Raw genomic sequence first — 25,533 nt, forward strand, 5'->3', positions numbered from 1 at the left:
CTCCCACAGGTACGGTGCCGCCTGTGGGAGCGGGTTTACCCGCGAAAGGCCATGATGCAAGCAGTCGCTCTAACAATAATCAGGCCATTGCCGCCAGCATCAAGTCCAGGTTTTGCACCGCAGCGCCCGAAGCGCCTTTGCCCAGATTGTCGAACACCGCTGTCAGCAACACCTGCCCGTGCACCTCGTTGGCAAACACCGCCAGGCGCAGATCGTTGCTGTCATTGACCGCTTGCGGGTCGAGCATTGGTGCTGCCTCGCCGTGCACCAGGGGTGCCAGCTGGACATGGCGCGCGCCATGGTAATGCTGATGCAGGCACGCATGCAGGCGCGCCGCGCTGACGCCGGCCGGCAACAGACGGGTCTGCAGGGCGATGGTCAAGGCGATGCCCTGGCGGTAGCTGCCATAGCTGGGCACAAACACCGGCCGGTGGGACAACCCGGCATGCTGCTGGATCTCCGGCACATGCTTGTGGTCCAGGTTCAAGCCATACACCAGCACCCCTTGGGCCGCTTGCGCGTCGGGTGATTCGTGGCGTTCGACCGCCGCACGGCCACCACCGGAATAGCCTGACACCGCATTGACGGTCAGCGGGTAGTCCGCCGGTACCAGGCCCGCACTCACCAGCGGGCGCAGCAAGGCAATGGCGCCGGTAGGGTAGCAACCCGGGTTGCTGACCCGCTTGGCCTGCGCAATGCGCTCGGCCTGCTGCTCGTCGAGCTCCGGCAAGCCATATACCCAGCCCGCCGCAGTACGGTGCGCAGAGCTGGCATCGATCACCCGTACCTGGGGGTTGCTGATCGCCGCCACTGCCTGCTTCGCCGCGTCGTCGGGCAGGCACAGGATAGCCACGTCGGCACTGTTGATCGCTTCGGCGCGGCGCTGGGCATCCTTGCGCTCGCTGTCGGGCAGGGTCAGCAGGCGCAGGTCGTTGCGCCCGTGCAGGCGGGCATGGATCTGCAGGCCGGTGGTGCCTTGGTCGCCATCGATAAAGACAAGGGGCTGGTGCATGGTGTTCTCAATGAATCAGGACAGGGAGCGGCTATGCTCGCGCCGATCTGGACGAAAGAAAATTTGAATATCATGATGGTGACATTCATAAATTCTGAATCATGAGCATCCATGCGCGAAATCAGCCTCGACCGCCTGCGGACCCTGGTAGTCATTGCCGACCTCGGCTCGTTTGCCCAGGCCGCCCGTGCCCTCAACCTGGCACCACCGACGGTCAGCCTGCACATTGCCGACCTTGAGGCGCGCATCGGCGCACCCTTGTTGACGCGCAAGCGCGGGCAGGTTCATCCCACCGCCATTGGTGAAACCTTGCTTGAGCGTGCCCGGCGCTTGCTGGCCGATGCCGAACAGGCGCTGGACGATGTGCAGCGCCAGGTTCAGGGCCTGAGTGGGCGGGTGCGGCTGGGGGCCTCGACCGGTGCGATCGCCCACTTGCTGCCGCAGGCGCTGGACATTCTGGGGGTGCGTCATCCGGGTATCGACGTACAGGTGCAGGTGCTGACGTCACGCGAATCCTTGGGGCGGCTGCAGGACGGTACCCTCGACCTTGGCCTGGTGGCGCTGCCGCAAGCGACGGTCAAGGGCGTGCACATCGAACCCTGGCGCCGCGACCCGATCATGGCCTTCATCCCGACCGTGTGGGCGCCGCCGGCGCAGATCACGCCTGTCTGGCTGGCGGAGCGCGCGTTGATTCTCAACGACAACAGCACCCAGTTGTCACGGGTGACCAATGACTGGTTCGCCAGCGCGGGCCTGCAACCGCAGGCGCGCATCCAGCTCAACTACAACGATGCGATCAAGAGCCTGGTGGCCGCAGGCTACGGCGCCACCTTGCTGCCGCACGAGGCCAGTGCGCCGGAACCCGACCAACGCCTGTGCATGCGCCCGCTGCGCCCGGGGTTATGGCGTCATCTGGGTATCGCCAGCCGCCAGGGGCAGCTGGAGCAAAGCACGGCGTTCGTCTTGCAGGTGCTGATCGAGCTGGCTGCGCAGGACGCGCCTTAAACCAGGCGAATCTCGATGCCCCGGCGCTGCCAGGCGCGCTCACCCAGGCGCTCCTGCACAAAAGCCTGGGCCTTGCGCTGTAACTGGTCCAGATGGCGGTCACGTTGCTTTTCGGCATCGACCATGGCCCGCTTGCCGTGTTGCTTGAGCAGGTAGGTGTGGATCTGCTGCACCTCCAGGGTGCGGTAGATTGGCGCGACATCCAGCATCGTCACGTAGCCTTCGCTGGCATGCTCGCCGGTGTTCATCAGCACCTGTGTTGCACGTGTGCCGCTGATGGTGAAGCCCATGGCCTCGAACCAGGGCGCCTGCTTCACCGCACAGGCCAGTTCGATAGTGGCGTAGCGCTCGGCCAGTTGTGCCAGCATCGCGCGGGCAATGCCGCGGCGCCGGTATTGATCGTTGACGGCCATGTAGGCAACGCAGCAGGCATCGGGATCGTCCTGCACCGGCAGGTACAGGAGAAAGCCGGTGACGATTTGCGGATCATCGGGAGCGGTAGCGATGATCAGTTCCACTTTCAACTCACCGCTGCCGCCCAGCGCCTCAAGGTAGCGGTGCACTTCGAAGCCGATACCGTACTGGTAGAGGTTGTACAGCGGGTTGCTCGGGGTAATGGCGATGGCGCTGATGTCGGTCATGTAATCGACCACCATTTGCAGGATCTGGCTCTTGATCGCCTCCTCGGGTGGGGCGACAACGTGGGTGAGGGCGGGCATCGGGGGCAAACTCCAGACAATAAAGGCCGCTGACTTGGCTTGGCGGTCAAGTCTACAGGTGTTGCCCGGTTTTACCCCTGTTTCTTGATAATCGCTTCAGCAATGCTCGCCGGTGCTTCGGCGTATTTGGTGAACTCCATGGTGTAACTGGCGCGCCCCTGGGTCATTGAGCGCATTTGCGTGGAGTAGCCGAACATCTCGCCCAGCGGCACCTCGGCACGTACCACCTTGCCGGCCGGGCTGTCTTCGCCTTCCTGGATCAAACCGCGGCGCCGGCTGAGGTCGCCGAGAATGTCACCCTGATACTCCTCGGGCGTTACTACCTCGACTTTCATCACCGGCTCCAGCAGCACGGCACCGCCTTTTTGCGCCAGCTGCTTGGTGGCCATCGAGGCGGCCACCTTGAAGGCCATCTCGTTGGAATCGACGTCGTGGTAGGAGCCATCGAACACGGTGGCCTTCAGGCCGATCAGCGGATAACCGGCGAGTACGCCGTTCTTCATCTGCTCTTCGATGCCTTTCTGGATCGCCGGGATGTACTCGCGTGGCACCACACCGCCGACCACTTCGTTGACGAACTCCAGGCCTTCCTTGCCTTCCTCGCCCGGTTCGAAGCGAATCCAGCAGTGGCCATACTGGCCACGGCCACCGGACTGGCGGACGAACTTGCCTTCGATTTCGCAGGTGTTGCGGATTTTCTCGCGATAGGCGACTTGCGGCTTGCCGATGTTGGCCTCGACGCCGAACTCGCGCTTCATGCGGTCAACGATGATGTCCAGGTGCAGCTCGCCCATGCCCGAGATGATGGTCTGCGCCGTTTCTTCATCGGTGCGCACCCGGAACGAGGGGTCTTCCTGGGCCAGCTTGCTCAGGGCAATGCCCATTTTCTCCTGGTCGGCCTTGGTCTTGGGCTCGACCGCCACTGAAATCACCGGGTCGGGGAAGTCCATGCGCTCAAGCACGATCGGTTTGTTGATGTCGCACAAGGTGTCGCCGGTGGTGACATCCTTCATGCCGATGAGTGCGGCAATGTCGCCGGCGCACACGGCCTTGATCTCGGCGCGCTGGTTGGCGTGCATCTGCACCATCCGCCCGACACGCTCCTTCTTGCCCTTGACCGAGTTGAGTACCGCATCGCCGGAGTTGAGCACCCCGGAATACACGCGGGCAAAGGTCAGGGCGCCGACAAACGGGTCGGTGGCAATCTTGAAGGCCAGGGCCGAGAACGGTTCGTTGTCGTCGGCGTGACGCTCCAGGTGCTTGTCTTCGTGGTCCGGGTCGGTGCCATTGATGGCCGGGATTTCCGACGGAGCAGGCAGGTAGTCGATGACGGCGTCGAGCATCAGTGGCACGCCCTTGTTCTTGAACGAGGAGCCGCAGATGGCCGGGACGATCTCGTTGGCCAGGGTGCGTTTGCGCAAGCCGGCCTTGATTTGCTCGTTGCTCAGCTCTTCGCCGTTGAGGTACAGCTCCATGAACTCGTCATTGGCTTCGGCAGCGGCCTCGATCATGTGCGCGCGCCACTCATTGGCCAGGTCCAGCATGTCTGCCGGGATGTCCTCTTCGCGATAGGTGGTGCCCTGGTCATCTTCGTTCCAGTAGATGGCCTTCATCTTCACCAGGTCGATCTGGCCCTTGAAGTTTTCCTCGGCACCAATCGCCAGCTGGATCGGCACCGGGTGGTGGCCCAGGCGCTTGTCGATCTGTTTGACCACACGCAAAAAATCGGCACCCTGACGGTCCATCTTGTTGACGTAGGCCATGCGCGGCACATGGTACTTGTTGGCCTGACGCCAGACGGTTTCCGACTGGGGCTCCACGCCATCGGCGCCGCTGAACACCACCACCGCGCCGTCCAGTACCCGCAGCGAACGCTCCACTTCAATGGTGAAGTCAACGTGGCCGGGGGTGTCGATGATGTTGAAGCGGTATTTGGTCGGGAACTGCTTGGTCGAGCCTTGCCAGAACGCAGTGGTCGCCGCGGAGGTGATGGTGATCCCGCGCTCTTGCTCCTGGGCCATCCAGTCCATGGTCGCAGCACCGTCGTGCACCTCGCCCATCTTGTGGTTGACCCCGGTGTAGAACAGGATGCGTTCGGTGGTAGTGGTCTTGCCGGCGTCAACATGGGCGACAATACCAATGTTGCGGTACAGCTCGATGGGGGTGGTGCGCGCCATGATGGGTCACCTGTATGGGGGCTTGATACGAAAAAGAGAGTACTCCCAAGGTAGCAGAAGTGTGCCGGTCTGCACGGTGCATCATGGCTGAACCGGGTTCATCCATGCGCTGAGCAACCATCGGTTGTAAAGCCGCCGTCGCTTGACGCTTAATCGTTCTATCCGCTTGCCGATGGAGTATTCCGATGCCGTTGCAACAGCCTGTAGCCACCTGGTGCCAGACACATCCGCTGATCGCCGACCTGGTCGCCCTGCGTCCCACCCAGTGGTTCAACCCGCAACTCGCCGCCAGCGCCCTGGCCCTCGGTGATGTGCCACTCGGCAGGCAGGATGTGCGTGATGCCAGCGAGCGCTTGCAGCGCTTTGCCCCCTTTATTGAATCGGCTTTCGCCGAAACGGCTGCCAGCGCCGGCATCATCGAATCGCCCTTGTTGCCATTGCCGGCCTTGCAGGCACTGTTGTGTGCCGAGCAGGCGTTGCCAGAGGGAGGCGCCTTGTGGCTCAAGGCGGACAACCTGCTGCCGATTTCCGGCTCGATCAAGGCCCGTGGCGGCATCTATGAAGTGCTCAAGCACGCCGAAGACCTGGCCCTGGCGGGTGGCTTGCTGCAGCCTGGTGATGATTACGCCAGGCTCGACAGCGAGGCGGCACGGGCTTTTTTTGGTCAGTACAGCATCGCCGTTGGCTCGACCGGTAACCTCGGGCTTTCCATCGGCATCATCAGTGCGCGCCTGGGCTTCAAGGCCACCGTGCACATGTCGGCCGATGCCCGGCAGTGGAAAAAAGACCGCCTGCGCGCCCATGGCGTTGAGGTGCGCGAGTACAGTGCCGATTACAGCGTGGCGGTAGAGCAGGGGCGTCGCGAGGCAGAGGCCGATCCACGCTGCCATTTCGTCGACGACGAAAACTCGCGCAACCTGTTCCTGGGCTACGCCGTGGCCGCCGAGCGCCTGCAGCGCCAGTTTGAAGAGCAGGGCATTGTGGTGGATGCCGATCATCCGTTGTTTGTCTACCTGCCATGTGGCGTGGGCGGTGGTCCTGGCGGCGTGGCGTTTGGTCTGAAGCTGGTGTTTGGCGATGCCGTGCATTGCCTGTTTGCCGAACCGACCCATTCGCCGTGCATGTTTATCGGGGTGTACACCGGGCTGCATGATGAGGTGTCGGTGTATGACTTCGGCATCGACAACCAGACCGCTGCCGACGGCCTGGCAGTGGGACGACCGTCGGGCTTCGTCGGGCGCGCCATGCAACGCCTGATCGACGGTTACTACACCGTCGATGATTCCACCCTGTATCGCTTGCTGAGCCAGATGCAGGCCAGCCAAGGTTATGAGCTGGAGCCGTCGGCACTGGCGGGTGTCCCCGGCATGGCACGAGTGCTGACGGAAACCCAGGGCTATCGCCAGCGCCTGGGGCTGGATAACGCGCGTATGGCGCGAGCTACGCATCTGGTCTGGGGCACCGGTGGCAGCATGGTGCCGCGCAGTGAAATGGATGCGTACCTGGCCAAAGGCCGCGCTGTGCTGGCCGGGCAATAACCATGCTCAACCTGCCGCCACGCCTTGGTGCCCGCCTGACCGGGGCGCAGTTCGCCAACCTGCACACCTTCGCGGTGGCTGCGCGGCATTTGAGCTTCACCCTGGCGGCCGAAGAGCTGTGCCTGACGCCGAGCGCCGTCAGCCATCGCATTGCCCGCCTGGAGCAGGCGCTGGAACTGCGCCTGTTCGAGCGTCTGACCCGGCAGATACGCCTGACTGCAGAGGGCGAACGGCTGTACCGTCTGGTGCAGGGGGTGGTCGAGGATCTGGAAGACGCCCTGCAACCGGATTCGACGTCCACTGTCAGCGGCGCGTTGACCCTCTACGCTCGCCCATCGATCACTCAATGCTGGCTGGTGCCTCGGCTGGCGGACTTTCAGCAGCGCTATCCGCAGATCAGTCTGGATATTCGCACGGGGAATGAGGCGGTGGATTTCCGCGCGCGGCACATCGACCTGGCGCTGCTGTACGGCGAAGGTGACTTCCCCGGCCTTGTGAGCCACCTGTTGATGGCGGAGCAGGTCGCGCCGGTGTGCAGCCGGCAGTATGCCGAACGCCAAGGCCTGATCGATGCGCCGGAGCGTTTGCAACAATGCACCTTGTTGCATGATGCGCTGGCCTGGGAGCATGCCGCGTTCGATGCCGAGTGGCAGCGTTGGGCGCGTCAGCAGGGGGTGCAAACGTACTTGCCGGGCGGCGGAATGACCTTTGATCGTGCCGATCTGTCGGCACTTGCCGCCAGCAATCATGTCGGTGTGGCCATGGGGCGCCGGCACCTGGTGCAGCCGCTGATTGATCAAGGTGCACTGATCTTGCCGTTGGGGGATTTTCAAGCATCGACCGCACAGGGCTATTACCTGGTACATCCGCGCCGTGAGCCGCTGCCGATGCGGGTCAGGGTGATGATCGAGTGGTTGCGTGAGTGTGCTGGTTAAACAGCTACGACCGCTTCGCGCTCGATCGCAGGCTCCGCCAGCTCCCACAAAGTGAGACTACCCCCTATTTTGTGGGAGCTGGCGGAGCCGGCGATGGGGCGCGTCAGCGGCCCCCGATTTCCACTGCCGATACGCCTCAGGCATACACACCGCACACGGCCGATACCCCGCAGCACGTGCCGCATCTGTATCGAGAAAAAACACCCGGTGCTTCACATAGCCACCCCGGGCAATAGCGCGCAACGCCCCCGGACAATCAAGACGCCCATAAATCTTGCTACGCCGATGCCCACCAAACTGCCCGGGCTGGTCACTCAGGTACTCGATGCCGCCCGCGCCCATCAGGCGCCAGGGACCGTTGCTCATGCGCTGGCCTGGCGCTCGTGATCCAGCAACCAGCGTTTGCGTTCAATGCCGCCGCCATAACCGGTCAGTGCGCCCGCGCTGCCGATCACCCGGTGGCAGGGGATGGCCAGGCTCACCGGGTTCAAGGCATTGGCCAGCCCGACGGCGCGCGCAGCCCTGGGGTTGCCGAGCAAGGCGGCGATCTGCCCGTAGGTGCGGGTGGTGCCTAGCGGAATCTGACGCAACGCTGACCAGACCCGTTGTTGAAATGCGCTGCCGCCAGCATCCACGGGTATCTCGTCGAGGGCATGCAGTTCACCGGCGAAATAGGCCCGGATCGGCGCATTGAGCGGCGTTGGGCTCGCCGTTTCACGCAGTGTGAGCGCAGCACCAAAACGTCCGTGCAATAGTCGCAGCAGGCGTTTTTCCGGCTCGTCGAATTCCACCCCGATCAGTTGGCGGCCATCGCTGACGATCAGGACCTGGCCGATGGGCGCGGGCAGTACGAGGCGCTCCAGCAGAAGCTCACGGGCGGGCATGCGTCAATCCTCATGGCAGGGCATCAGTCATGCACTGTAAGGACTGAAAGCGCCCCCGTCACCCCGATGCTTGCGCTCGAACTCAGAACCAGCGGTCGTTGCGTTTGCGTCCGCGGCTCAGGGCCGGCAGGATCAGGCCGGCAAGCAGGCCGGCGCCGGCGATGCCGCCACCGTAGACCATGTAGCGCATCAGCACCTGTTTGTTCTCGTCGCCCAGGCGCGCTTGCGTGCTGCGCAGTTCGGACTGGGTGTCACTCAGTTCGGCATTGAGCGCCTTGTTGCGTGCTTCCAGCTCATCGATCAGGGCCTTGCGCGAATCCAGTGTCTCCTGCATGCCTTGCACGCGGGTTTTCCAGCTGTCGTCGATGGTTTTCAACTTGTCGCCCAGTTCGCTGACTTGCTCGGTCAATTGCGGCAGGCGTTCGGCCTGCCCGGGTACGGCCTGCAGGTCGCTGGTGGTGATCCAGACAATATCGCCGGACTCACCGCGCACCTGGCTGTAGTTACCCTGGGTGTCGAGCAGGGTGACCTTCTGTCCGGACTTGAGGTTGCCGACGATTCGGTGGCCATTGGTGGGGCCACTGCGTACGTAGGTGGTCAGGCTGTCGCTGACCCAGCGTTCGTTGCTGGCCGCTTCTTCGGCCTGCACCGAGCCGCTCAGGGCAATCAGGGCGCCGATCAGGCCAATGGCAAGTCTGTTGCGCGGGCGCAGGGTAGAAGGAAAAACGGGGGCAAGCGCCGCAGGAACAGGACGAGAAATAGGCATGATGGTCTTCGCGTGAAGTAAAAAATAATGGCCCGATGACTGGGCCGGTGAACACGGGCGTGCACGCAAGCCGCCAGCTGAAAGACCATATTTCTGCAGGTGGGTTCACTGAGGGGTGTAGGAAAATGGCAGCAAATGTTGCGGGCACATGCTGTGCCCGCATTCAGGGGAGGGGGTAAATCAGGTCACAACACGGTAGCAGGGGACGTACTCGGCGCCGCCTGGAAGCTTCATCCGGTGCTGGGCCACGAAGGCTTGCAGCAGCTCGCCCAGCGGGTGCAGCACGGCCGCATCGCCGTGAATTTCGTAGGGTCCTTTTTCTTCGATCAGACGGATACCCTTGTCCTTGACGTTGCCGGCGACAATCCCGGAGAACGCCCGACGCAAGTTGGCAGCCAGTTCGTGGGCCGGCAGCTCACGGCGCAATTGCAACCCGGCCATGTTTTCGTGGGTCGGGTCGAAAGGGCGCTGGAAGCTTTCCTCGATCTTCAGCAACCAGTTGAAGTGGAAGGCATCATTGCGCTCACGGCGGAACTGCTTGACCCCTTTGAGGCCCTCGACCATTTGTCGGGCAACCTCGGCCGGGTTGTCGATGATGATCTGGTAGTGGCGCTGGGCCTCGTCACCGAGGGTGGCCAATACGAAGGCGTGCAGCTGCTGCAGGTAGGGTTCAGCGCTTTTCGGCCCGGTGAGGATGACCGGGAACGGCAGGTCGCGGTTGTCCGGGTGCATGAGGATGCCGAGCAGGTAGAGGAACTCTTCGGCCGTACCGGCGCCGCCCGGGAAGATGATGATGCCGTGGCCGACACGGACGAAGGCTTCCAGGCGCTTTTCGATGTCCGGCAGGATTACCAGCTCGTTGACGATCGGGTTGGGCGCTTCGGCGGCGATGATGCCCGGCTCGGTCAGGCCCAGGTAGCGGTTGCTGGTCATGCGCTGTTTGGCATGGGCAATGGTGGCGCCCTTCATCGGGCCTTTCATTACGCCCGGGCCGCAGCCGGTGCAGATGTCCAGTTTGCGCAGGCCCAGCTCGTGGCCGACCTTCTTGGTGTATTGGTACTCTTCGGTGCTGATCGAGTGACCACCCCAGCACACCACCATTTTCGGTTCTACACCCGGGCGCAGGGTGCGGGCGTTGCGCAGCAGGTGAAAGACGTAGTCGGTAATGCCCTGGGAGCTTTCCAGGTCGATGCGCTGGCTGGCCAGTTCGCTTTCGGTGTAGACGATGTCGCGCAGGGCGCTGAAGAGCATTTCGCGGGTGCTGGCGATCATCTCACCGTCGACGAAGGCATCGGCCGGGGCATTGAGCAATTCCAGGCGTACGCCGCGGTCCTGCTGGTGAATACGGACCTCGAAGTCCTTGTAGGCCTCGAGGATGGTCTTGGCGTTGTCGACATGCGCGCCAGTGTTGAGGATGGCCAGGGCGCACTGGCGGAACAAGGTGTACAGGCTGCCGGAACCGGCTTCACTCAATTGCTGTACTTCACGTTGAGACAGTGTTTCCAGGCTGCCTTTTGGGCTGACAGATGCATTGATAACTTCACGTTGGGGCATTCTGGGTTTCCTGTGAGCGGGTAAACGTCCATCTTCTGTGCTCCACCATACCGACTCCTGCACTGAGCGCAATGCCCCGGTGCGGGTGCTATTCGTGGCAAAGCAGGCAAACAGCCGCAATACTGCGTGGCGGTGTTCAGAGTCTAGTGCGCCCGCGGAGGTTGGGCGTCTTCTGGTTGCCAACGGTCAGGTCAATCTGCGTCACAGGAGTGGAACATGCTGAGAGTGCTGGGCAAAGCGTCATCGATCAATGTGCGCAAAGTGCTGTGGACCTGCGCGGAGTTGCAGGTACCGTTCGCGCGTGAAGACTGGGGCTCGGGTTTTCAGTCGACCGCCAGCGAGGCATTCCTGGCGCTCAACCCCAACGCCATGGTGCCGGTGATTCAGGACGGTGACTTTGTGCTCTGGGAGTCCAACAGCATCATTCGTTACCTGGCCGCAAGCTATGGCGGCGAGGCCCTGTATCCGTCGGCGCCACGGCTGCGGGCACGGGTCGACCAGTGGATGGACTGGCAGGCCACGGACCTGAACGGGGCGTGGAGCTATGTGTTCCTGTCGCTGGTGCGCCAGTCGCCGGCGCACCAGGACCCCGAGGCACTGGCAGCAGCATGTCGCAACTGGACACGCAACATGACCCTCCTTGAGGGGCAGTTGCAGCGCACCGGCGCTTACGTCAGTGGCGAGCACTTCTCGCTTGCCGACATCGCCATCGGCCTGTCGGTCAACCGCTGGTTCCAGACGCCACTGGAGCATGCGCCGCTGCCTGCGGTAGCGGCGTATTACCAGCGTTTGACCGCGCGTGAAGGCTATCGCCTGTATGGACGCAACGGCACGCCATGAAGCGGTTAGCGGTCCAGCGCGGTGAGCATCGCGTGGGCCGCTTTTATCCGCTCGGCATTGGGGTAGTTCCTGTTCGCCAGCATCACGATGGCGATGCGTTTTGACGGTACGAACAGGGCGTAGGCGCCAAAGCCATTGGTTGAGCCGGTCTTGTTCAGCAAGGTGTTGTCCTGTGGCGGCTGGGCCGGTTGCAACCAGGTAACCCTGTGCGGCTCCAGTGCCATTTCGTTGGAATTTCCCGCCAGCAACTGATCCAGGCTTACCGGATAGCGGTACAGCTCCCAGCCCAGGCCCTGGGTCATGTCGCCCACGCGGTAGTAGCCGGCCTGCGTCGTTGCAATGGCGCGCTGCAGGGCCGGGCTGAGGCGTTGCGGCTGCATGTTCGCTTCCAGGTAGTGCAACAGGTCGATGGCGGTGGTTTTCAGGCCATAGGCTTCGGCATCCAGTGGCCCCGGGCCAACCCGTACGGCCCGGTCCTGCTTGTCGTAGCCCTGGGCGTAGTGGCTCATCTGTGCGGCGGGCACGTCAACAAAGGTGTGTTGCAGGCCCAGTTGCGGGAGCAACTGCGTTTGCATCAGCTGTGTAAACGAGCCGCCCATGCTCCTCGCCGCCAGGTAACCGAACAGGCCCAGGCTCGGGTTGGAGTACAGCCGGTACGTACCGGGGGCATAGTCGGCTTTCCAGTGGAGGTAGTAGTCGAGCAGGCCGGCCTGGTCCTTGACCGCGTCGGGAAACTGCAGCGGCAGCCCGCCAGCGCTGTAGGTGCCGAGGTTGAGCAGGGTGATGCCGTCGAACGCGCTGCCTTTGAGTTCCGGCCAGTGCTTGCTCGCCGGATCGCTTAGCGACAGCGTGCCGTTGGCCTGGGCGAAGGCGACGAAGGTGGCAGTGAAGGTCTTGCTCAGCGAACCGATCTCGAACAGCGTATCGGCGGTGACCGGCTGACCGGTCTGTTTCGATGCCAGCCCGTAGTTGAACGTGTACGGCTTGCCGTTGATCGACAGCGCCACGGCCATGCCCGGAATTGCCTGCTTCTGCATCAGCGGCGTAATGGTGGTGCTGACGAGGGTCTCGACCTGGGCATCGCTGACCGTCGCCGCGTGGCTCAGGTTGATACCGAACAGCAAGGCGACCACGGCGAGCATCCTTGCCCGGGGCCTGGTGGTGAGACGTGTCATGAGACGGGTTCCTCTGAATTACGGGGTGGTTGCTCTGCTTCACTTCGGCTACGAAAAAACGCACCCGGCGGCAAGCCGAACTGTTTGCCGAACGCGGCGATGAACGCCGACAGCGAATCGTAGCCACAGGCCAGGGCCACATCGGTCACGCGCTCGCCACGTTCCAGTGCCGGCAGCGCACTCAGCAGGCGCATGCGTTGTCGCCAGAGCCGGAAGCTCAGCCCGGTCTCGCGCTGAAACAGCCGGCTCAGGGTCTTTTCCGACACGCCGGCCTGCGCGGCCCAGTCGACCAGACTGGTTGCGGCGTCGGGTTCGGCCTGCAAGTGGCTGCACAAGGCGCGCAGGTGAGCGTCGCGGGGCAGCGGCAGCATCAAGTGCTGCTCCTGCGCCAGGGCCAGTTGATCGAGTAGCACCTGTACCAGGCGGCCGTCGGCACCGTGGGCGTCGTAGTGTACCGGCAGTTCGCTGAAGGTGCGGATCAGCTCGCGCACCAACGGCGAGATGGCGATGACCCGGCACTGCGTGGCCGGCCAATCGGCAGGTGGATGCTGCAGGTAGAGGCTGCGCAGGCAGGTGTTGGCGGGGCAACTGACCCGGTGCTGCAACTGTGCCGGGACCCACACCGCACGCTGCGGCGGCACCAGGTAGAACCCGTGGTCGGTGTGCACCTGCAGGACGCCGTCAATGGCATACGACAACTGCCCCCAGGGGTGGGCATGGCGGAAGCCCAGGACAATGTTTGGCAGTGCCTGGACATGGCCATACACCGGCCGTGGCAACCGGGTCAGGTGTTCGAGCGATTGTGGCTCGGGCGGGGTGGATTGTCCGTTCGGCGACACTGGCTGGGTTCTGGCGTTAGCGGTTAAAGGGCAAAGACCTTATCGTCTGCCGCGCCACAATAACAAGTCAGGAACCACCATGAAGTACCTGCGGATGCTGTTCGACAATTTCACCCTGGCGCTGCTCGGGGTGATTTTCATTGCCACGGTGTTGCCCTGCGAGGGTAACGGTGCGGTGGTCTTCGGCTGGCTCACCAACCTTGCCATCGGCCTGCTGTTTTTCCTTCACGGCGCCAAGCTGTCGCGAGAAGCAGTCGCCGCCGGTGCCGGGCACTGGCGTTTGCACCTGCTGGTGTTCGCCTGCACCTTTGTGATGTTTCCGCTGCTGGGCATGGCGTTCAAACCGCTGTTCCTGCCGTTGGTGGGCAACGAGCTTTACCTGGGCGTGCTGTATCTGTGCGCCTTGCCGGCAACGGTGCAATCGGCCATCGCCTTTACTTCGCTGGCCCGCGGCAACGTTCCGGCGGCCATCTGCAGTGCGGCAGCGTCGAGCCTGTTGGGTATCGTGCTGACACCCCTGTTGGTGGTGCTGCTGATGGGCGTGGAGGGCGACACCGGCTCCAGCCTCGATGCCGTGCTGAAGATCGTGATGCAACTGCTCGTGCCGTTCGTTGCCGGGCAGTTGGCGCGGCGCTGGATCGGCAGTTGGGTGGCACGTAACGCGCGCTGGCTGAAAAGCGTTGACCAGGGCTCGATCCTGCTGGTGGTCTACACCGCGTTCAGCGATGCCGTGGTCAGCGGCCTGTGGCATTCAGTGCCAGTGTCGCGGCTGGCAGGGCTGGTGGTGGTCTGTTGCCTGCTGTTGGCCGTGGTGCTTTGGTGCACGGCCGCCTTGGGGCGCCGGTTGGGCTTCAATCTGGAAGACCGCATCACACTGCTGTTCGCCGGCTCGAAAAAGAGCATGGCCACCGGCGTGCCGATGGCGCAGGTGCTGTTTGTCGGCGGTGGCATTGGCGCGATGATCCTGCCCTTGATGATCTTTCACCAGATCCAGCTGATGGTGTGCGCGGTATTGGCCCAGCGCTACGCGGCGCGGGTGGACGAACCGGTACTCACAGCAGAACACCCTTGACCGGTTGCAGCGGCGCAGGCGCGGCCTCGTCGCTCAGTTCGCGCACGGCAATTTCAAGGTTGCGGCACATCGCATCCAGGGCCAGGTCATTGGGCTGGGTGTCGAACGGGTCGGCGATCTGGTCGCCGAGGGCGTCCAGGCCGAAGAAGGTGTAGGCCAGCACGCAGACGGCAAAGGGTGTGAACCAGCCGATGCTGTCGACCAGGCAAAACGGCAACAGAAAGCAGTACACGTGGACAATCCGGTGCAGCATCAGAATGTACGGGTAGGGGATGGGCGTGTTCTTGATGCGCTCGCAACCGCCCAGCACGTAGGACAGGCGGCTAAGTTGCTGGTCCAGGTTGGCCTGCACCACTTCACCGCCGCCGGCCTCGCGCGCCTGGGTCATAAAGCGCTGGCCGAGCAGCCCGAGCAGGCGGCTGGCCGGGGCGCTGCTGGCGTCCAGCTGCTGGCGGGTCGGGCTGTCGAGCAGGCGCTGCTGGTCGGCGCTGGGTGGGGTACCGCGCAGTTGGTCGCGCAACACATAGGCAAAGCCGATCAACGGGTCAAATAGCGCCCGGCGCCGGTTCGCGTCCAGGTCCGGCAGCAGGCTCAGGGTCTGGCGTGTCAGGTTGCGACTGACGATCAACAACTCGCCCCATAGTGTGCGTGCCTCCCAGAAACGCTGATAGGCCACGGTATTGCGAAACCCGAGGAAGATGGCCAGGGTCAGGCCCCATAGCGTGAACGGCGTTGCAGTGAGGATCACTTTGTATTCGAACAGGGTGCCGTGGGTGGCGACCACGGCGGAGCTGATCAGCACGGTGTACAGCACCTTGCGCCAGATCACCGGAATGATCGAGCCCTTGAGCGAGAACAGCAGGACGCGGATAGAGGGCTTTTGTGGCTGGATGATCATCAAGGCAAACCTTGTACAGGGCGTGAGAAATTACGCGTATTACTGTAGGGCAAAGCCTTGCGGGGATACAGCGCAACCAGAATGATATGTTATCTTGTATCGTTATTCTTTGCCGTGAGTCTTCCATGCCCTCCCACCACACCCGACTGCAATCCATCGATGCCCTGCGCGGGTTGGTGATGCTGTTCATGTTGCTCGATCATGTGCGCGAGACTTTCTTCCTGCATCGCCAGGTCAGTGACCCGATGGACGCCTTGAGTGTTGAACCCTCACTGTTTTTCACGCGCCTGCTCAGCGCCTTGTGTGCGCCGGTATTCATCTTTCTGACCGGATTGTCTGCCTGGCTCTACAGCCAGAAGAACAACCGTCGCGACACGTCCCGCTTTCTGCTCAAACGCGGGCTGTTCCTGGTGCTGCTGGAACTGACCCTGGTCAACCTGGCCTGGAACGGCAGCTTGCTCGGGCCGACCTTGTGGCTGCAGGTGATCTGGTGCATCGGCCTCTGCATGATTGTCCTGGCCGGCGCTTTGCACCTGCCGCGAGCAGTGCTGGTGGGGCTGGGGGCCTTGATCGTCGCCGGGCACAACTTGCTTGATCCGCTGGTGCTGACGCCAGACTCGCCGTGGTTTGCGCCCTGGGCGATGTTGCACCAGCGCGAGTTCATCGACCTGGCTGGCGAAGTGCGTGCACGTACGACCTATCCGGTACTGCCATGGATCGGCGTGATCCTGCTCGGTTGGGGCGCCGGTCCCTGGTTCACCCACGGCACAAACCCGGCACGGCGCGCGATGTTGTTGACGGGGTGGGGCGTCGGCCTGCTGCTGGCGTTTGTCGCCCTGCGGTGCCTCAATGGCTATGGCGAGCAGCCCTGGGTCAGTACCGGCGATGCCCTGCGCACGCTCATGAGCTTTCTCAGTGCCCGCAAATACCCGCCTTCCCTGATGTTCCTGCTGCCCACCCTGGGCGGTTGCCTGCTGTTGCTGGCAGTGCTCGAGCGCTACCAGGCGCGGCGCTGGGTCCCGCTGTTGGCGCTGTTCGGTGCCGCGCCGATGTTCTTCTACCTGTTGCACCTCTACGTGCTCAAGGCGTTGTACCTGGTCGCCGTAGCACTGTGGGGGCTGAACCAGGGCGACTATTTTGGTTTCGATCACATCGGCGCGGTGTGGCTGTGCAGCGTACTGTTGGCGGTGTTGCTGTATTTCCCGACGCGCGGGTTCGCGGCACTGAAACAGCAACGTCGGGATATCGCCTGGCTCAAGTACTTCTAGCCCGGTTCACTCGTGGCAGCAGTGCGGTGCCTCGGCACCTTCGTAGCGGTCGTGATGACGTACCCAGTCCATGGTGCCTTCTTCATTGCGGCCCTTGGGCATCAGGTCGAGGAAGTTGTAGGCGCCGACCAGGATGTCCAGGCCTCGGGCATAGCTTGAATAGGTGTGGAAGACCGTGCCGTCGGCATCGCGATAGAACACGCTCAGGCCGGGCAGTTCGGACTCGTCGCCAGCATAGGGCTCGTAGTTGTACTGGCTGTTGCCGTCATTGTTGACGCTGACGCCGAACTCCTGGTTGAAGCGACTGCCGTGGGACGACACCCAGGGAAATTTCCAGCCCATACGCTGTTTGAATGCCTGGAACTCGGCAAAGGGCGCGCGGGAGACGGCGACAAGGGACACGTCGTGATGGGCCAGGTGCAGGTTGGCGCCGTCGAAATGGTCAGCGAGGAACGAGCAGCCACCACAGCCTTCGCTCCAGCCCTCGGCAAACATGAAGTGGTAGACCAGCAACTGGCTGTGCCCGGCAAACAGGTCAGCCAGGCTCAGTGGGCCATTGGCGCCCTCAAAGCGGTAATCCTGGTCAATGCGCACCCAGGGCAAGGCACGCCGGGCCCTGCTGAGTTCGTCGCGTTGGTGGGTCAGGGCTTTTTCGTGCAGCAGCAACTGTCGGCGCGCGCTGAGCCATTCGCTGCGGGAGACCACGTGCGGGTTGCGGTAGTTGTCCATGATCAAGCTCCGGCGGGGGGAATGTATCTATGGTCGTCCGGGGAGCAGGGGATTCGACAGGTCCGGTTGATCGGGGGACGCTGGCCGATAAACGGCACTGCCGTGTGTTCACCTGGTAGCCAGACACCGCCATCAATGCTTTGGCGGCACCAGGGTGTCGAGCACTTGCCGTGCCAGTGCGTGATACAGCGAAACGGGTGCAATCCAGCCGGAAATCGTCGACGCCATCAGGGTCACTGCCAGCATCGGAATCGCCAGGTCCGGGCTGTGGGACAGTTCCAGCACGATAACCGAAGCGGTCAATGGCGAGCGGGTTACCCCGGCCAGGTAACCGCCCATGCCCAACAGCGCACAGGTTTGCGGGTTGACCTCGGGCAGCAGGCTCAGCAGGGGGGCGAAGGCGGCGCCGATGCTCAGCGACGGCGAGAACAGCCCCCCGGGAACACCGGCCAGGTACGACACCACGTTGGCCAGAAACTTCCATAACAGAAAGGCCTCGTCGGTCACCGGTTGGCCTTCAAGCAGGGCGTGGGTTTCTTCATAGCCGGTCCCGAACACATGGTTGCCCGAGGCCAGGCCAAACAGTGCCAGCAGCAACCCGCAGACGGCTGCGAAGCGCACCGGCGTGCGCTCGCGTATGGCACACAGGCGACCGAGCCAGCCCTTTCGGGTAGGCAGCACGAGTTTGACGTACACGCCGCCCAGCACGCCGCCGAGAACCGCGCAGGCCGGTACTTCGATCCACGCCCAGCCGGTCGGCAGGCCGCCACCGATGTCGCCGAAGTAGGCGTAGTGCCCCATCAGCCCGAGGGTGACCACGCCACCGATCAGCACTGCAGTGAGCACCAGGCCGCTGAAGCGTTGTTCGAAAGTGCGACTGAGCTCTTCGATGGCAAACACCACGCCGGCCAGCGGTGTGTTAAAGGCAGCGGCAATGCCCGCTGCGCCACCCGCGAGAATCAACCCGGCAACGGTGCGCCGATTTTGCAGGCCCAGCCGGGTACCGAAGGCATACAGCACTGCGGCACCGACATGCACCGTCGGCCCTTCACGACCTACCGAGCCACCGACCAGCAGGGCGCCAAGGGTGAACAGCATGCGCACCAGTGCGACCGGTAGCGCCAGTACCTGCGCCCGAAACGAGCGGGAAGGGGACTCCAGTGCTGCGATCACCTGCGGAATGCCGCTGCCCCTGGCGTTCGGGAACCAGCGCTGGGTAACCCAGGCCAGGGCGGCGAAGCCAAGCGGGGTGATGATCAGTGGCAGCCAAGGGGCGATGCCGAGCATGCGCCGGAACAGGGCAAAGGCCTGGTCAGCCAGCCAGGCGAAAGCCAGGGCTACCAGTCCCACCAGCAATGCGCCGACCCAGAACGCCAGACGCTGGCGCCACAGTCGCCATTGCGAGCGCAGGAAGCGTCGGCTCTGATGCAGGGACGGCCTGGTTTCGGACGGTTGAGGCTGATCGGGCATCGGCTCGCGCCTGGCTGTTCGGGACGAGCAGTGAGTATGGTCGAAGATTGTACCTGGTAGGGCAGGGCCGCATTGCGCGGCCCTTGCCGGCGACTACACCTTGAAGGTGGCCATCAGGCTTTGCTGATGATTGGCCAGGCGATTGAGTGCCTGGCTGATTTGCGCAGACTCTTCGGCCTGGCCGGACAGCGACTCGGTCACATCGCGGATACTGGCGACGTTGCGGTTCACTTCTTCGGCAACAGCGCTTTGCTCCTCGGCCGCCGAAGCGATCTGCAGGTTCATGTCGGTGATCACCGCCACGGCATCGCCAATCCGCTGCAACGCTGGCACTGCCTGTTCGGCCTGGGCCACGCTGCCTTGCGCCTGGCGGTGACTGCTGTGCATCGAACCCACCACCTCGCGGGTACCTTGCTGCAGGCCCTCGATAACCACGCGGATTTCATCCACCGAATCCTGGGTGCGTTTGGCCAGGTTGCGCACTTCATCGGCAACCACCGCAAAACCGCGCCCGGCCTCACCGGCACGTGCCGCTTCAATTGCTGCGTTCAAGGCCAGCAGATTGGTCTGGTCGGCGATGGCGCGAATCACTTCGAGCACCGAACCGATCTGCTCGCTGCGGTCGGCAAGCTGTTGTACTTCCTCCATGCCGGCGTTCATTTCACAGGCCAACTGCTCGATGGCGCGGGTGGTGGTGCGGATCAGTTCAAGGCCTTCCCGGGTTGCCAGGTCGGCGCCACGCGCGGCTTCGGCGGCCTGGGCAGCATTGCGCGCGACATCTTGCGCGGTGGCGCTCATTTCCTGCGAGGCGGTCGCCACCTGGTCCACCTCACGGTACTGCTGCTGCATGCCGGCGCTGGTCTGGCTGGCGATCGCCGCCGACTGGTCGGCCGTGCCGCGGGCGTCTTGCACCGAGGCTTTGACGTTGGCGATCACCGGTTGCAACTTGTCGAGGAAACGGTTGAACCAGCCGGCCAGCTCACCGAGTTCATCCTCGCGGGCATAGTCCAGGCGGCGGGTCAGGTCGCCTTCGCCGCTGGCAATGTCCTTGAGCATGGCGGCGACCTTGAGAATCGGCCGGGTCACGCCACGGGCGGTCAACCAGATCACGATCAGGCCGAGTACGGCGGCGCCCAGGGCCATCAGCAGGCTGCTCAGGTTGGCGGCGTTGTTGTGGGCATCCAGGCGCGTATTGAGTTCAATGGCCGGTGCTTGCAGCACCTGCTCCGGCACTTCCAGCAATACGCTCCAGGGGTGCGCGCCGGGCACCGGTGCGAACGACTGGGTGACCTGCAGGGTACCGCTGTGGCTGAACTCTGCCGCTTTGCCGGCGCGCATCTGGGCGGACAGGTCGCGGCCGTGCTGGCCGAATACTTCTTCAAGCTTTTTGCTCAGCTGGCTGCCGTCCTGGCTGTGCCCGGCCAGCAAGCCGGCGGGGCTGACGATGCTGACCTGGCCGTTGCCGTCGAACAGTTCCTTGCGCCCGTCCAGGCTCAGCTGCTGGAGGTTGTCGAGGCTGATGTCCAGGCCCATCACACCGATGATCTTGCCGTCGTGCTTGAGCGGGAAGGCGATGCTGGTCATCAGCGGGGTGCGGTCGCCGACGGTATCGAAATACGGGTCAAGCACACAGGCTTCACCGGTCTCCAGCGGGCAGGTCAGCCAGCGGTTGTAGGCCGAGCCGTTGGCCGAGAGGCTGGTGTCGGCCAGCATGGATTCAGGCATCGCCTCGGATTCCAGCTGGCCCGGATTGGGTTGTGACCAGTACAGGGAAAAGCGTCCGGACTCATTGCTGCCCACGGCAGGTTGGTCCACGAAGGCACCGTCCTTGCCGTCCAGGGCATTGGGCAGAAACACCAGGTAAAGCCCCAGCAGTTCGGGGTTGCCGGCCAGGGCTTTCTCGGCTTGCTGGGTCAGCAGCTGGCGAAGGTTGTCGGGGTTCTGCTGACGGAGTACCAGCATCAGGTTCGAAACCCCGTTGCCGTACAGGTAGGCGTCCTGGAAATAACGCTGGATGTGCGCCGCTTGTAATTGCGCATAGGTGTGCAGGCGCAGTCGGGCATTCTGGTCGAGCATCTGCGTGCTGGCGCTGTTCACCAGCGCGGCACTGCGGCTGGACTGGAGCAGCGCCGCCGTCATCAACACCCCGACGATTGCCAGCAGGCACAAACCGGCCAGCAGGGTGATCTTCCATTGGATAAGCAGGCGGCGCAGCAGCATGGTGACGTCCTTGTATGTCCAGGGGTTGAATAGCAAAAGCCCGTCATTGTCGACGGGCTATTGTTGTACGGCGCGTTACTCGGCGATGTAACTGGGCGGCGCAATCTTGAAGGCTTTGGTCAGGTACGCCAGGTACAGCACCCCGACGGCGGCCCACACGCCACCGAACATCAGCGAGTTCTGGTTGAGGTCCAGCCACAGGATGGCAATGATGCAGAAGCCGATGGTGGGTACGACCAGATACTTGAGCTTGTCCATCAGGGTCTTGTTGCAACCCTCGCGCAGGTAGCAGTGAACGATAACCGAGAGGTTGACGAAGCTGAAGGCCACCAGTGCGCCGAAGTTGATCACCGACGTGGCGGTCACCAGGTCGAAGTAGATCGCCGACAACGAAATGAAGCCGACCACGATGATGTTGATCACCGGGGTTTTCCACTTGTCGTGCAGGCGGCCGAAGTAGCGCTTTGGAATGACGTTGTCACGGCCCATCACGTACAGCAGGCGCGATACGCTGGTTTGCGAGGCAAGGCCCGAAGCCAGGGTGTTGATCACGGTGCAGCAGATAAAAATCGACTGGAACAGCTTGCCGCCGACATACAGGGCGATTTCCGGCAGGGCGGCTTCGTGGTCCTGGAAGCGGTCCATGGTCGGGAAGAACGACTGGATGTAGAACGACACGGTGATGAAGATCAGGCCACCGATCAAGGCGGTCAGAAAGATTGCGCGCGGAATGATCTTCTCCGGGTTCGCGGTTTCTTCCGACAGGGTGGTTACCGCATCAAAGCCCAGGAACGAGAAGCACAGGATGGTGGCACCCGCGACCAGGGTGTTGAGGTGAGTGTCCGCGCCGGAAAAGGGCAGCAGGCTCCACGGTGTACCCAGCCCTTCACCGTTGTGCAGGCCCTGGATGGTCAGGTAGATGAACACTGAAATGATCGCGACCTGAACACCGACAAACAGGGTGTTGAAGCTGGCGACCAGATTGATCGAGCGAATGTTGATCAGGCTGATGACCGTGACAAAACCGACAACCCAGACCCAGGCCGGTACGTCCGGGAACATCACCGACAGGTAGAGCTTGGCCAGCAAGGCGTTGACCATGGGCAACAGCAGGTAGTCGAGCAGCGACGACCAACCGACCAGGAAACCGACATGCGGGTTGATGGCGCGGCGGGCGTAGGTGTACGCAGAGCCCGACTCAGGGAAACGACGAACCAGAATGCCGTAGCTGACAGCAGTGAAGAGAATCCCGAGCAAGGCCAGCAAATACGCGCTGGGGACGTGCCCGTTGGTGATGCCGGAGACAATGCCGAAGGTGTCAAAAACGGTCATTGGCGTCAGGTACGCCAGGCCGATGATGACCACATGCCAGAGCTTCAGGCTCTTTTTCAATTGGGTGTCAGGTGCTGAAACGGCGTTATTGGCCATGCAGGACGCACTCCATCATCAGGGAGGAACCGGAGCTGAACTTGCCGTACATGGCGCGATTTGGCTGGTGGGGTGGAGCGAAGCGAACGGGTCCTTTGTTCTGCTGCGAAGGTGCTCGTGACGAAAATGGCATGATGGGTAGCGATTGCCCGAATTTGTTAGAAATTATTTTTTTGAGACGTGAGGCGGGGTGAAAAATAAGAACTGTGACTGATGTGTGTCAATTAAAATTTAACAAGACGGTTCCGGTTTTCCGCCGCTGACAGCGACAAGCAACCAGAAAATGAAGATAACTTGTTGAAAAATAACAGAAAAAATTAAAATACCGATGTCTATAAAAATAGACGGGCTGTTTAGTCTTTTGTCGGGTTGCCGATTTTTATCGACTATCGTAGGCGCAAGACAAACGGTCCAAGGCACGCTGCCAGCGTTTGATGCAAATCAAGCCGCCTTGGCCGATACGGGGGAAACTGACATTCCGTAGCCCGTTTTCTCGGAGCCCCGTCATGTTGGAGGACCCTCACAGCCACAACGAGCAGATCGTGGAACACGATCGCGTTGTGCTCGACTCACACGGTTTTATCGATACGCGCAGGTTTCATGGCGGTATCGGTTCGCTGGATGTGTTGCGCGCGTTACGCAGCAGCCGCCAGCAACAACGGCCATTGTCATTGAACCTGCAGCTACCGCCCGGTGTATGCATGGCTGGCAAGGCTATCGACGCCTACATCGACTGCCTGGCCCGGGAGATCGACCTGGTTGGCTGCCATCTGGGCCGTCAGCAGCGTGTCGAGCAGCTCCACCTGGGGGGCGCAACGCCGGGGCCGGAGTTGTTGATGCGCTTGTTGGCGCCGTTGCGTAAACGTTTCAGTGTTTCCAGCCTCGAGGGTGGCGACTACAGCGCCGATGTCGATGTGAACCATACTGGTTGGGCGACCATCGGCCTGCTGCGTGAGCAGGGTTTCAACCATGTCAGTCTGTTCGGCAGCGATCAATCGCAGGATCCGGCGCCGTTTCACTCACTGATCGATGCGGCCAGAACCTTTGGTTATCGCACGGTGAGTATCGAGCTGAGGTACGGCCACGCGTGGCAAACCCCGGTGCTTTTTCTCCAGCAACTGGCGGGCCTGGTAGAGCTCGAACCCGATCGCCTGTTGGTCCTGGACTGCGCCCAGGCGCCCCAGCGCCATGCCCAGTGGCGCATGCGCCCGTCCGGCGCGGAACAGGACAAGGTGTTGATGCGCCATCTGTGTTTACAGCACTTGCTGGGGGCCGGGTATCAGTACATCGGCCTGGGGCAGTTCGTGCGCCCGGATGACGACCTGGCAGTGGCACGCGAGCGGGGTTATCTGGGCCGTAACGGTCTGGGCTTTACGCCGTATGGGTATTGCGATCATGTCGGCCTGGGGCTCGGCGCGATCAGCCAGTTCGACACCTTGTACGCGCAGAACACCCATGCGCTGAATGATTACCTGGCACACCTGCAGCGGGGTCAGCTGGCAACAAGCCGCGGCTGGCGCGCTCGTTCAACCGCATGACACGGAGGCACTACCGCCATGGCCAAGCCTTTTGCACTCAACCCTGCGCACCCCGAGCGTATTTGCTGGGGCTGTGATCGCTATTGCGCCAGCAAGGCGCTGGCGTGCGGTAACGGTGCCGAGCGCACCATGCACCCTGCCGAGCTGTTCGGTGATGACTGGCACCAGGAGGGTGACTGGGGGATAGCGCCACCCATCCGCTCAGAGCACGGTGAAGGGCCCCATCAGCCGGGGCCTGAACCTGGTGCCGATCCATCCTGACCAAGGGGTGCTATGCGGCCCATTGCAGGTTCAGAATGCCTGCTGATGCCTGTCCAGCTGTTGGTCCACCAGCCATTTTCCATGGGCCAGTGAGGCATGCTGGGCATTTTCAAGGTCTGCCAGGTAAGCCATTTTCAGCGGGAGTGGCAAGCGTCGGCTGGTGTGGCCTTCGGGATCGGTAATCACGCAGCCGCCGGCGAACGGCGTGGGAATGCCCTGATGGGTTTCGACGCTGGCGGTGATGGTGTGGTTGCGATGCACGCATTGAAGGGTTTTCATCGTCCTGACCTCGCTGCTGGTGTATCGAATGCGCTTGGCTGTGGAAGCTCCTCGCTCTGGATGCAGGCTGGGCTGCTTTTTCGGGTATACCACAGCAGCGCGTCCGGGCGACCCGGGCCGACGAACGACAATCAGCTGCAACAACGACGGAAACAAAAAAACGGCCGCTATTAGCGGCCGTTTTCTTGTGCATCGCCAATCAGAATTCTGTCGGCTGAATGATCTCGACCCAGTAGTCGTCCGGGTCTTTGATGAACGCCAGGTGCTTCATGCGGCCGTCGCTCAGGCGCTTCTGGAAGGTAACGCCCAATTGCTCGAAGCGCTCGCAGGCGGCGCGGATATCCGGCACCGAGATGCAGATGTGACCAAAGCCGCGAGGCTCGGTGTTGCCGTTGTGGTAAGCAAACGCCGGGTCGTTTTCGCTGCCATGGTTATGGGTCAGCTCAAGGATGCCGGGAATCGACTTCATCCACTCGGTACGCTTGGCGGCATCGGCAGGGATTTGCGCCTTGTCGACCAGGGCGAGGAAGTAAAGGCTGAACTCGGCTTCAGGGAAGTCGCGTTTTTCAACCAGGCTGAAACCCAGTACGCGGGTGTAGAAGTCCAGCGACTTGGTAACGTCCTTGACCCGCAGCATGGTGTGGTTGAAGACAAAATTGCGGGTTGCGGCGTCCGGTTGCGCGGTGACGCCTGCAAGGGTATCGAGATGGTTCAGGCTCATGGGCACTCCGCTTGATGAGGCTGGCAACAGCAAAGGCCAGCAAAACAGTCAGGGGGTCATGATACGGAACTGAAGCGATTGCGCAAACGAATTGCGCCCCCCCCGAAAAAGGGGGGGGGCCCCAATTATATTACCCCCCCCGCCGGCCCATTGGGGGCGAATACCGTAGGAGTATTGTTGCAGAACGGGTCGATGTGTAAAAAAT

The 25,533-nt window shown here is 62.4% G+C and carries 24 protein-coding genes and 1 pseudogene; 8 read left to right on the forward strand and 17 right to left on the reverse strand.

What is annotated here, in order from left to right:
- Nucleotides 1-79 precede the first annotated feature (79 nt).
- Nucleotides 80-1,012: an N-acetyl-gamma-glutamyl-phosphate reductase gene (argC, locus tag I5S59_RS25095; protein WP_197878972.1), complete on the reverse strand. Its 933-nt coding sequence runs from the start codon at nt 1,010-1,012 to the stop codon at nt 80-82.
- Nucleotides 1,013-1,123: 111 nt separating this feature from the next.
- Here argC and I5S59_RS25100 point away from each other — a divergent pair, with 111 nt between their 5' ends.
- The gene (locus I5S59_RS25100; RefSeq protein WP_197878973.1) at nt 1,124-2,017 is read left to right on the forward strand and encodes a LysR family transcriptional regulator; all 894 of its coding nucleotides are present in this window, start codon (nt 1,124-1,126) and stop codon (nt 2,015-2,017) included.
- On the opposite strand, the gene I5S59_RS25105 is transcribed toward I5S59_RS25100, so the two are convergent.
- Both I5S59_RS25105 and fusA read right to left on the reverse strand, forming a co-directional pair.
- Nucleotides 2,014-2,736, reverse strand: coding sequence for a GNAT family N-acetyltransferase (locus I5S59_RS25105; protein ID WP_197878974.1), 723 nt, complete (start codon nt 2,734-2,736; stop codon nt 2,014-2,016). The genes I5S59_RS25100 and I5S59_RS25105 overlap by 4 nt on opposite strands.
- A 71-nt stretch (nt 2,737-2,807) precedes the next feature.
- Entirely contained in the window at nt 2,808-4,913 is a 2,106-nt protein-coding gene (gene fusA, locus I5S59_RS25110) for an elongation factor G (protein WP_197878975.1), read from the reverse strand.
- 185 nt (nt 4,914-5,098) lie between these two features.
- Here fusA and dsdA point away from each other — a divergent pair, with 185 nt between their 5' ends.
- Together dsdA and dsdC are read left to right on the forward strand one after the other, a co-directional pair.
- A complete protein-coding gene (gene dsdA, locus I5S59_RS25115; RefSeq protein ID WP_197878976.1) occupies nt 5,099-6,451 on the forward strand; it encodes a D-serine ammonia-lyase in 1,353 nt (450 codons plus the stop codon).
- 2 nt (nt 6,452-6,453) lie between these two features.
- Complete coding sequence (gene dsdC, locus I5S59_RS25120) at nt 6,454-7,386, forward strand: DNA-binding transcriptional regulator DsdC (RefSeq protein WP_197878977.1); 933 nt, start codon at nt 6,454-6,456, stop codon at nt 7,384-7,386.
- 57 nt (nt 7,387-7,443) lie between these two features.
- Here the strand turns inward: dsdC and I5S59_RS25125 are convergent, their stop codons facing one another.
- The 4 genes from I5S59_RS25125 to ppnN all read right to left on the reverse strand — a co-directional run bounded on the left by I5S59_RS25125 (nt 7,444) and on the right by ppnN (nt 10,590).
- Nucleotides 7,444-7,752 (reverse strand): Ada metal-binding domain-containing protein, encoded by a 309-nt coding sequence (locus I5S59_RS25125; RefSeq protein WP_197878978.1) that lies wholly within the window; start codon nt 7,750-7,752, stop codon nt 7,444-7,446.
- Nucleotides 7,749-8,270: a methylated-DNA--[protein]-cysteine S-methyltransferase gene (locus I5S59_RS26555; protein ID WP_197878979.1), complete on the reverse strand. Its 522-nt coding sequence runs from the start codon at nt 8,268-8,270 to the stop codon at nt 7,749-7,751. Before I5S59_RS26555 ends, I5S59_RS25125 begins: the two co-directional genes overlap by 4 nt.
- 82 nt (nt 8,271-8,352) lie before the next feature.
- Nucleotides 8,353-9,036 (reverse strand): TIGR04211 family SH3 domain-containing protein, encoded by a 684-nt coding sequence (locus I5S59_RS25135; RefSeq protein ID WP_197878980.1) that lies wholly within the window; start codon nt 9,034-9,036, stop codon nt 8,353-8,355.
- A gap of 180 nt (nt 9,037-9,216) precedes the next feature.
- The gene (ppnN, locus tag I5S59_RS25140) at nt 9,217-10,590 is read right to left on the reverse strand and encodes a nucleotide 5'-monophosphate nucleosidase PpnN (RefSeq protein ID WP_197878981.1); all 1,374 of its coding nucleotides are present in this window, start codon (nt 10,588-10,590) and stop codon (nt 9,217-9,219) included.
- A 216-nt stretch (nt 10,591-10,806) separates the two neighbouring features.
- Between ppnN and I5S59_RS25145 the strand changes: the two genes are divergently transcribed.
- On the forward strand, nt 10,807-11,430 hold the full coding sequence (locus tag I5S59_RS25145) for a glutathione S-transferase family protein (RefSeq protein ID WP_197878982.1): 624 nt from the start codon (nt 10,807-10,809) through the stop codon (nt 11,428-11,430).
- Nucleotides 11,431-11,435: 5 nt separating this feature from the next.
- Here the strand turns inward: I5S59_RS25145 and ampC are convergent, their stop codons facing one another.
- Complete coding sequence (ampC, locus tag I5S59_RS25150; RefSeq protein ID WP_232239973.1) at nt 11,436-12,572, reverse strand: class C beta-lactamase; 1,137 nt, start codon at nt 12,570-12,572, stop codon at nt 11,436-11,438.
- A gap of 29 nt (nt 12,573-12,601) precedes the next feature.
- Nucleotides 12,602-13,444 (reverse strand): AraC family transcriptional regulator, encoded by an 843-nt coding sequence (locus tag I5S59_RS25155; RefSeq protein WP_197878984.1) that lies wholly within the window; start codon nt 13,442-13,444, stop codon nt 12,602-12,604.
- A gap of 79 nt (nt 13,445-13,523) precedes the next feature.
- Between I5S59_RS25155 and I5S59_RS25160 the strand changes: the two genes are divergently transcribed.
- Nucleotides 13,524-14,516 (forward strand): bile acid:sodium symporter family protein, encoded by a 993-nt coding sequence (locus I5S59_RS25160; protein WP_197878985.1) that lies wholly within the window; start codon nt 13,524-13,526, stop codon nt 14,514-14,516.
- Here I5S59_RS25160 and I5S59_RS25165 read toward each other — a convergent pair.
- Complete coding sequence (locus tag I5S59_RS25165) at nt 14,497-15,414, reverse strand: bestrophin family protein (protein ID WP_197878986.1); 918 nt, start codon at nt 15,412-15,414, stop codon at nt 14,497-14,499. The two genes, I5S59_RS25160 and I5S59_RS25165, sit on opposite strands and share 20 nt — an antisense overlap.
- A 125-nt stretch (nt 15,415-15,539) precedes the next feature.
- Here I5S59_RS25165 and I5S59_RS25170 point away from each other — a divergent pair, with 125 nt between their 5' ends.
- Nucleotides 15,540-16,682 (forward strand): DUF1624 domain-containing protein, encoded by a 1,143-nt coding sequence (locus I5S59_RS25170; RefSeq protein ID WP_232239972.1) that lies wholly within the window; start codon nt 15,540-15,542, stop codon nt 16,680-16,682.
- Between the two features lie 6 nt (nt 16,683-16,688).
- Here the strand turns inward: I5S59_RS25170 and I5S59_RS25175 are convergent, their stop codons facing one another.
- The 5 genes and pseudogenes from I5S59_RS25175 to I5S59_RS25190 all read right to left on the reverse strand — a co-directional run bounded on the left by I5S59_RS25175 (nt 16,689) and on the right by I5S59_RS25190 (nt 22,529).
- Nucleotides 16,689-17,411, reverse strand: a complete 723-nt coding sequence (locus I5S59_RS25175; RefSeq protein ID WP_197878988.1) for a DUF899 domain-containing protein — start codon at nt 17,409-17,411, stop codon at nt 16,689-16,691.
- Nucleotides 17,412-17,543: 132 nt separating this feature from the next.
- A complete protein-coding gene (locus I5S59_RS25180) occupies nt 17,544-18,881 on the reverse strand; it encodes a chloride channel protein (RefSeq protein WP_197878989.1) in 1,338 nt (445 codons plus the stop codon).
- A gap of 93 nt (nt 18,882-18,974) precedes the next feature.
- On the reverse strand, nt 18,975-19,730 hold the full coding sequence (locus I5S59_RS26830) for a methyl-accepting chemotaxis protein (protein WP_420066478.1): 756 nt from the start codon (nt 19,728-19,730) through the stop codon (nt 18,975-18,977).
- 102 nt (nt 19,731-19,832) lie between these two features.
- Nucleotides 19,833-21,101: pseudogene (locus I5S59_RS26835) on the reverse strand (HAMP domain-containing protein); the annotation flags it as partial.
- A 75-nt stretch (nt 21,102-21,176) separates the two neighbouring features.
- Entirely contained in the window at nt 21,177-22,529 is a 1,353-nt protein-coding gene (locus tag I5S59_RS25190) for an APC family permease (protein WP_197878991.1), read from the reverse strand.
- A 506-nt stretch (nt 22,530-23,035) separates the two neighbouring features.
- Between I5S59_RS25190 and I5S59_RS25195 the strand changes: the two genes are divergently transcribed.
- Both I5S59_RS25195 and I5S59_RS25200 read left to right on the forward strand, forming a co-directional pair.
- Complete coding sequence (locus I5S59_RS25195) at nt 23,036-24,067, forward strand: coproporphyrinogen III oxidase (RefSeq protein WP_197878992.1); 1,032 nt, start codon at nt 23,036-23,038, stop codon at nt 24,065-24,067.
- 18 nt (nt 24,068-24,085) lie between these two features.
- Nucleotides 24,086-24,328 carry a DUF3079 domain-containing protein gene (locus I5S59_RS25200; protein WP_197878993.1) on the forward strand — a complete coding sequence of 81 codons (243 nt, stop codon included), beginning with the start codon at nt 24,086-24,088 and terminating at the stop codon, nt 24,326-24,328.
- Nucleotides 24,329-24,358: 30 nt separating this feature from the next.
- Here I5S59_RS25200 and I5S59_RS25205 read toward each other — a convergent pair whose 3' ends face one another.
- Nucleotides 24,359-24,607: a hypothetical protein gene (locus tag I5S59_RS25205; RefSeq protein ID WP_197878994.1), complete on the reverse strand. Its 249-nt coding sequence runs from the start codon at nt 24,605-24,607 to the stop codon at nt 24,359-24,361.
- 199 nt (nt 24,608-24,806) lie between these two features.
- Nucleotides 24,807-25,328: a lactoylglutathione lyase gene (gloA, locus tag I5S59_RS25210; RefSeq protein ID WP_197878995.1), complete on the reverse strand. Its 522-nt coding sequence runs from the start codon at nt 25,326-25,328 to the stop codon at nt 24,807-24,809.
- Nucleotides 25,329-25,533: the final 205 nt, after the last annotated feature.

The sequence above is a fragment of the Pseudomonas alkylphenolica genome, from assembly GCF_016009175.1.
Classification (GTDB): Bacteria; Pseudomonadota; Gammaproteobacteria; order Pseudomonadales; family Pseudomonadaceae; genus Aquipseudomonas; species Aquipseudomonas alkylphenolica_B.

Excerpts from the sequence above, each read along its gene's own strand:
- argC (WP_197878972.1), bottom strand. The coding sequence starts at position 1,012 with ATGCACCAGCCCCTTGTCTTTATCGATGGCGACCAAGGCACCACCGGC.
- I5S59_RS25100 (WP_197878973.1), top strand. The coding sequence starts at position 1,124 with ATGCGCGAAATCAGCCTCGACCGCCTGCGGACCCTGGTAGTCATTGCC.
- I5S59_RS25105 (WP_197878974.1), bottom strand. The coding sequence starts at position 2,736 with ATGCCCGCCCTCACCCACGTTGTCGCCCCACCCGAGGAGGCGATCAAG.
- fusA (WP_197878975.1), bottom strand. The coding sequence starts at position 4,913 with ATGGCGCGCACCACCCCCATCGAGCTGTACCGCAACATTGGTATTGTC.
- dsdA (WP_197878976.1), top strand. The coding sequence starts at position 5,099 with ATGCCGTTGCAACAGCCTGTAGCCACCTGGTGCCAGACACATCCGCTG.
- dsdC (WP_197878977.1), top strand. The coding sequence starts at position 6,454 with ATGCTCAACCTGCCGCCACGCCTTGGTGCCCGCCTGACCGGGGCGCAG.
- I5S59_RS25125 (WP_197878978.1), bottom strand. The coding sequence starts at position 7,752 with ATGAGCAACGGTCCCTGGCGCCTGATGGGCGCGGGCGGCATCGAGTAC.
- I5S59_RS26555 (WP_197878979.1), bottom strand. The coding sequence starts at position 8,270 with ATGCCCGCCCGTGAGCTTCTGCTGGAGCGCCTCGTACTGCCCGCGCCC.
- I5S59_RS25135 (WP_197878980.1), bottom strand. The coding sequence starts at position 9,036 with ATGCCTATTTCTCGTCCTGTTCCTGCGGCGCTTGCCCCCGTTTTTCCT.
- ppnN (WP_197878981.1), bottom strand. The coding sequence starts at position 10,590 with ATGCCCCAACGTGAAGTTATCAATGCATCTGTCAGCCCAAAAGGCAGC.
- I5S59_RS25145 (WP_197878982.1), top strand. The coding sequence starts at position 10,807 with ATGCTGAGAGTGCTGGGCAAAGCGTCATCGATCAATGTGCGCAAAGTG.
- ampC (WP_232239973.1), bottom strand. The coding sequence starts at position 12,572 with ATGCTCGCCGTGGTCGCCTTGCTGTTCGGTATCAACCTGAGCCACGCG.
- I5S59_RS25160 (WP_197878985.1), top strand. The coding sequence starts at position 13,524 with ATGAAGTACCTGCGGATGCTGTTCGACAATTTCACCCTGGCGCTGCTC.
- I5S59_RS25165 (WP_197878986.1), bottom strand. The coding sequence starts at position 15,414 with ATGATCATCCAGCCACAAAAGCCCTCTATCCGCGTCCTGCTGTTCTCG.
- I5S59_RS25170 (WP_232239972.1), top strand. The coding sequence starts at position 15,540 with ATGCCCTCCCACCACACCCGACTGCAATCCATCGATGCCCTGCGCGGG.
- I5S59_RS25175 (WP_197878988.1), bottom strand. The coding sequence starts at position 17,411 with ATGGACAACTACCGCAACCCGCACGTGGTCTCCCGCAGCGAATGGCTC.
- I5S59_RS25180 (WP_197878989.1), bottom strand. The coding sequence starts at position 18,881 with ATGCCCGATCAGCCTCAACCGTCCGAAACCAGGCCGTCCCTGCATCAG.
- I5S59_RS26830 (WP_420066478.1), bottom strand. The coding sequence starts at position 19,730 with ATGCAGCAGCAGTACCGTGAGGTGGACCAGGTGGCGACCGCCTCGCAG.
- I5S59_RS25190 (WP_197878991.1), bottom strand. The coding sequence starts at position 22,529 with ATGGCCAATAACGCCGTTTCAGCACCTGACACCCAATTGAAAAAGAGC.
- I5S59_RS25195 (WP_197878992.1), top strand. The coding sequence starts at position 23,036 with ATGTTGGAGGACCCTCACAGCCACAACGAGCAGATCGTGGAACACGAT.
- I5S59_RS25200 (WP_197878993.1), top strand. The coding sequence starts at position 24,086 with ATGGCCAAGCCTTTTGCACTCAACCCTGCGCACCCCGAGCGTATTTGC.
- I5S59_RS25205 (WP_197878994.1), bottom strand. The coding sequence starts at position 24,607 with ATGAAAACCCTTCAATGCGTGCATCGCAACCACACCATCACCGCCAGC.
- gloA (WP_197878995.1), bottom strand. The coding sequence starts at position 25,328 with ATGAGCCTGAACCATCTCGATACCCTTGCAGGCGTCACCGCGCAACCG.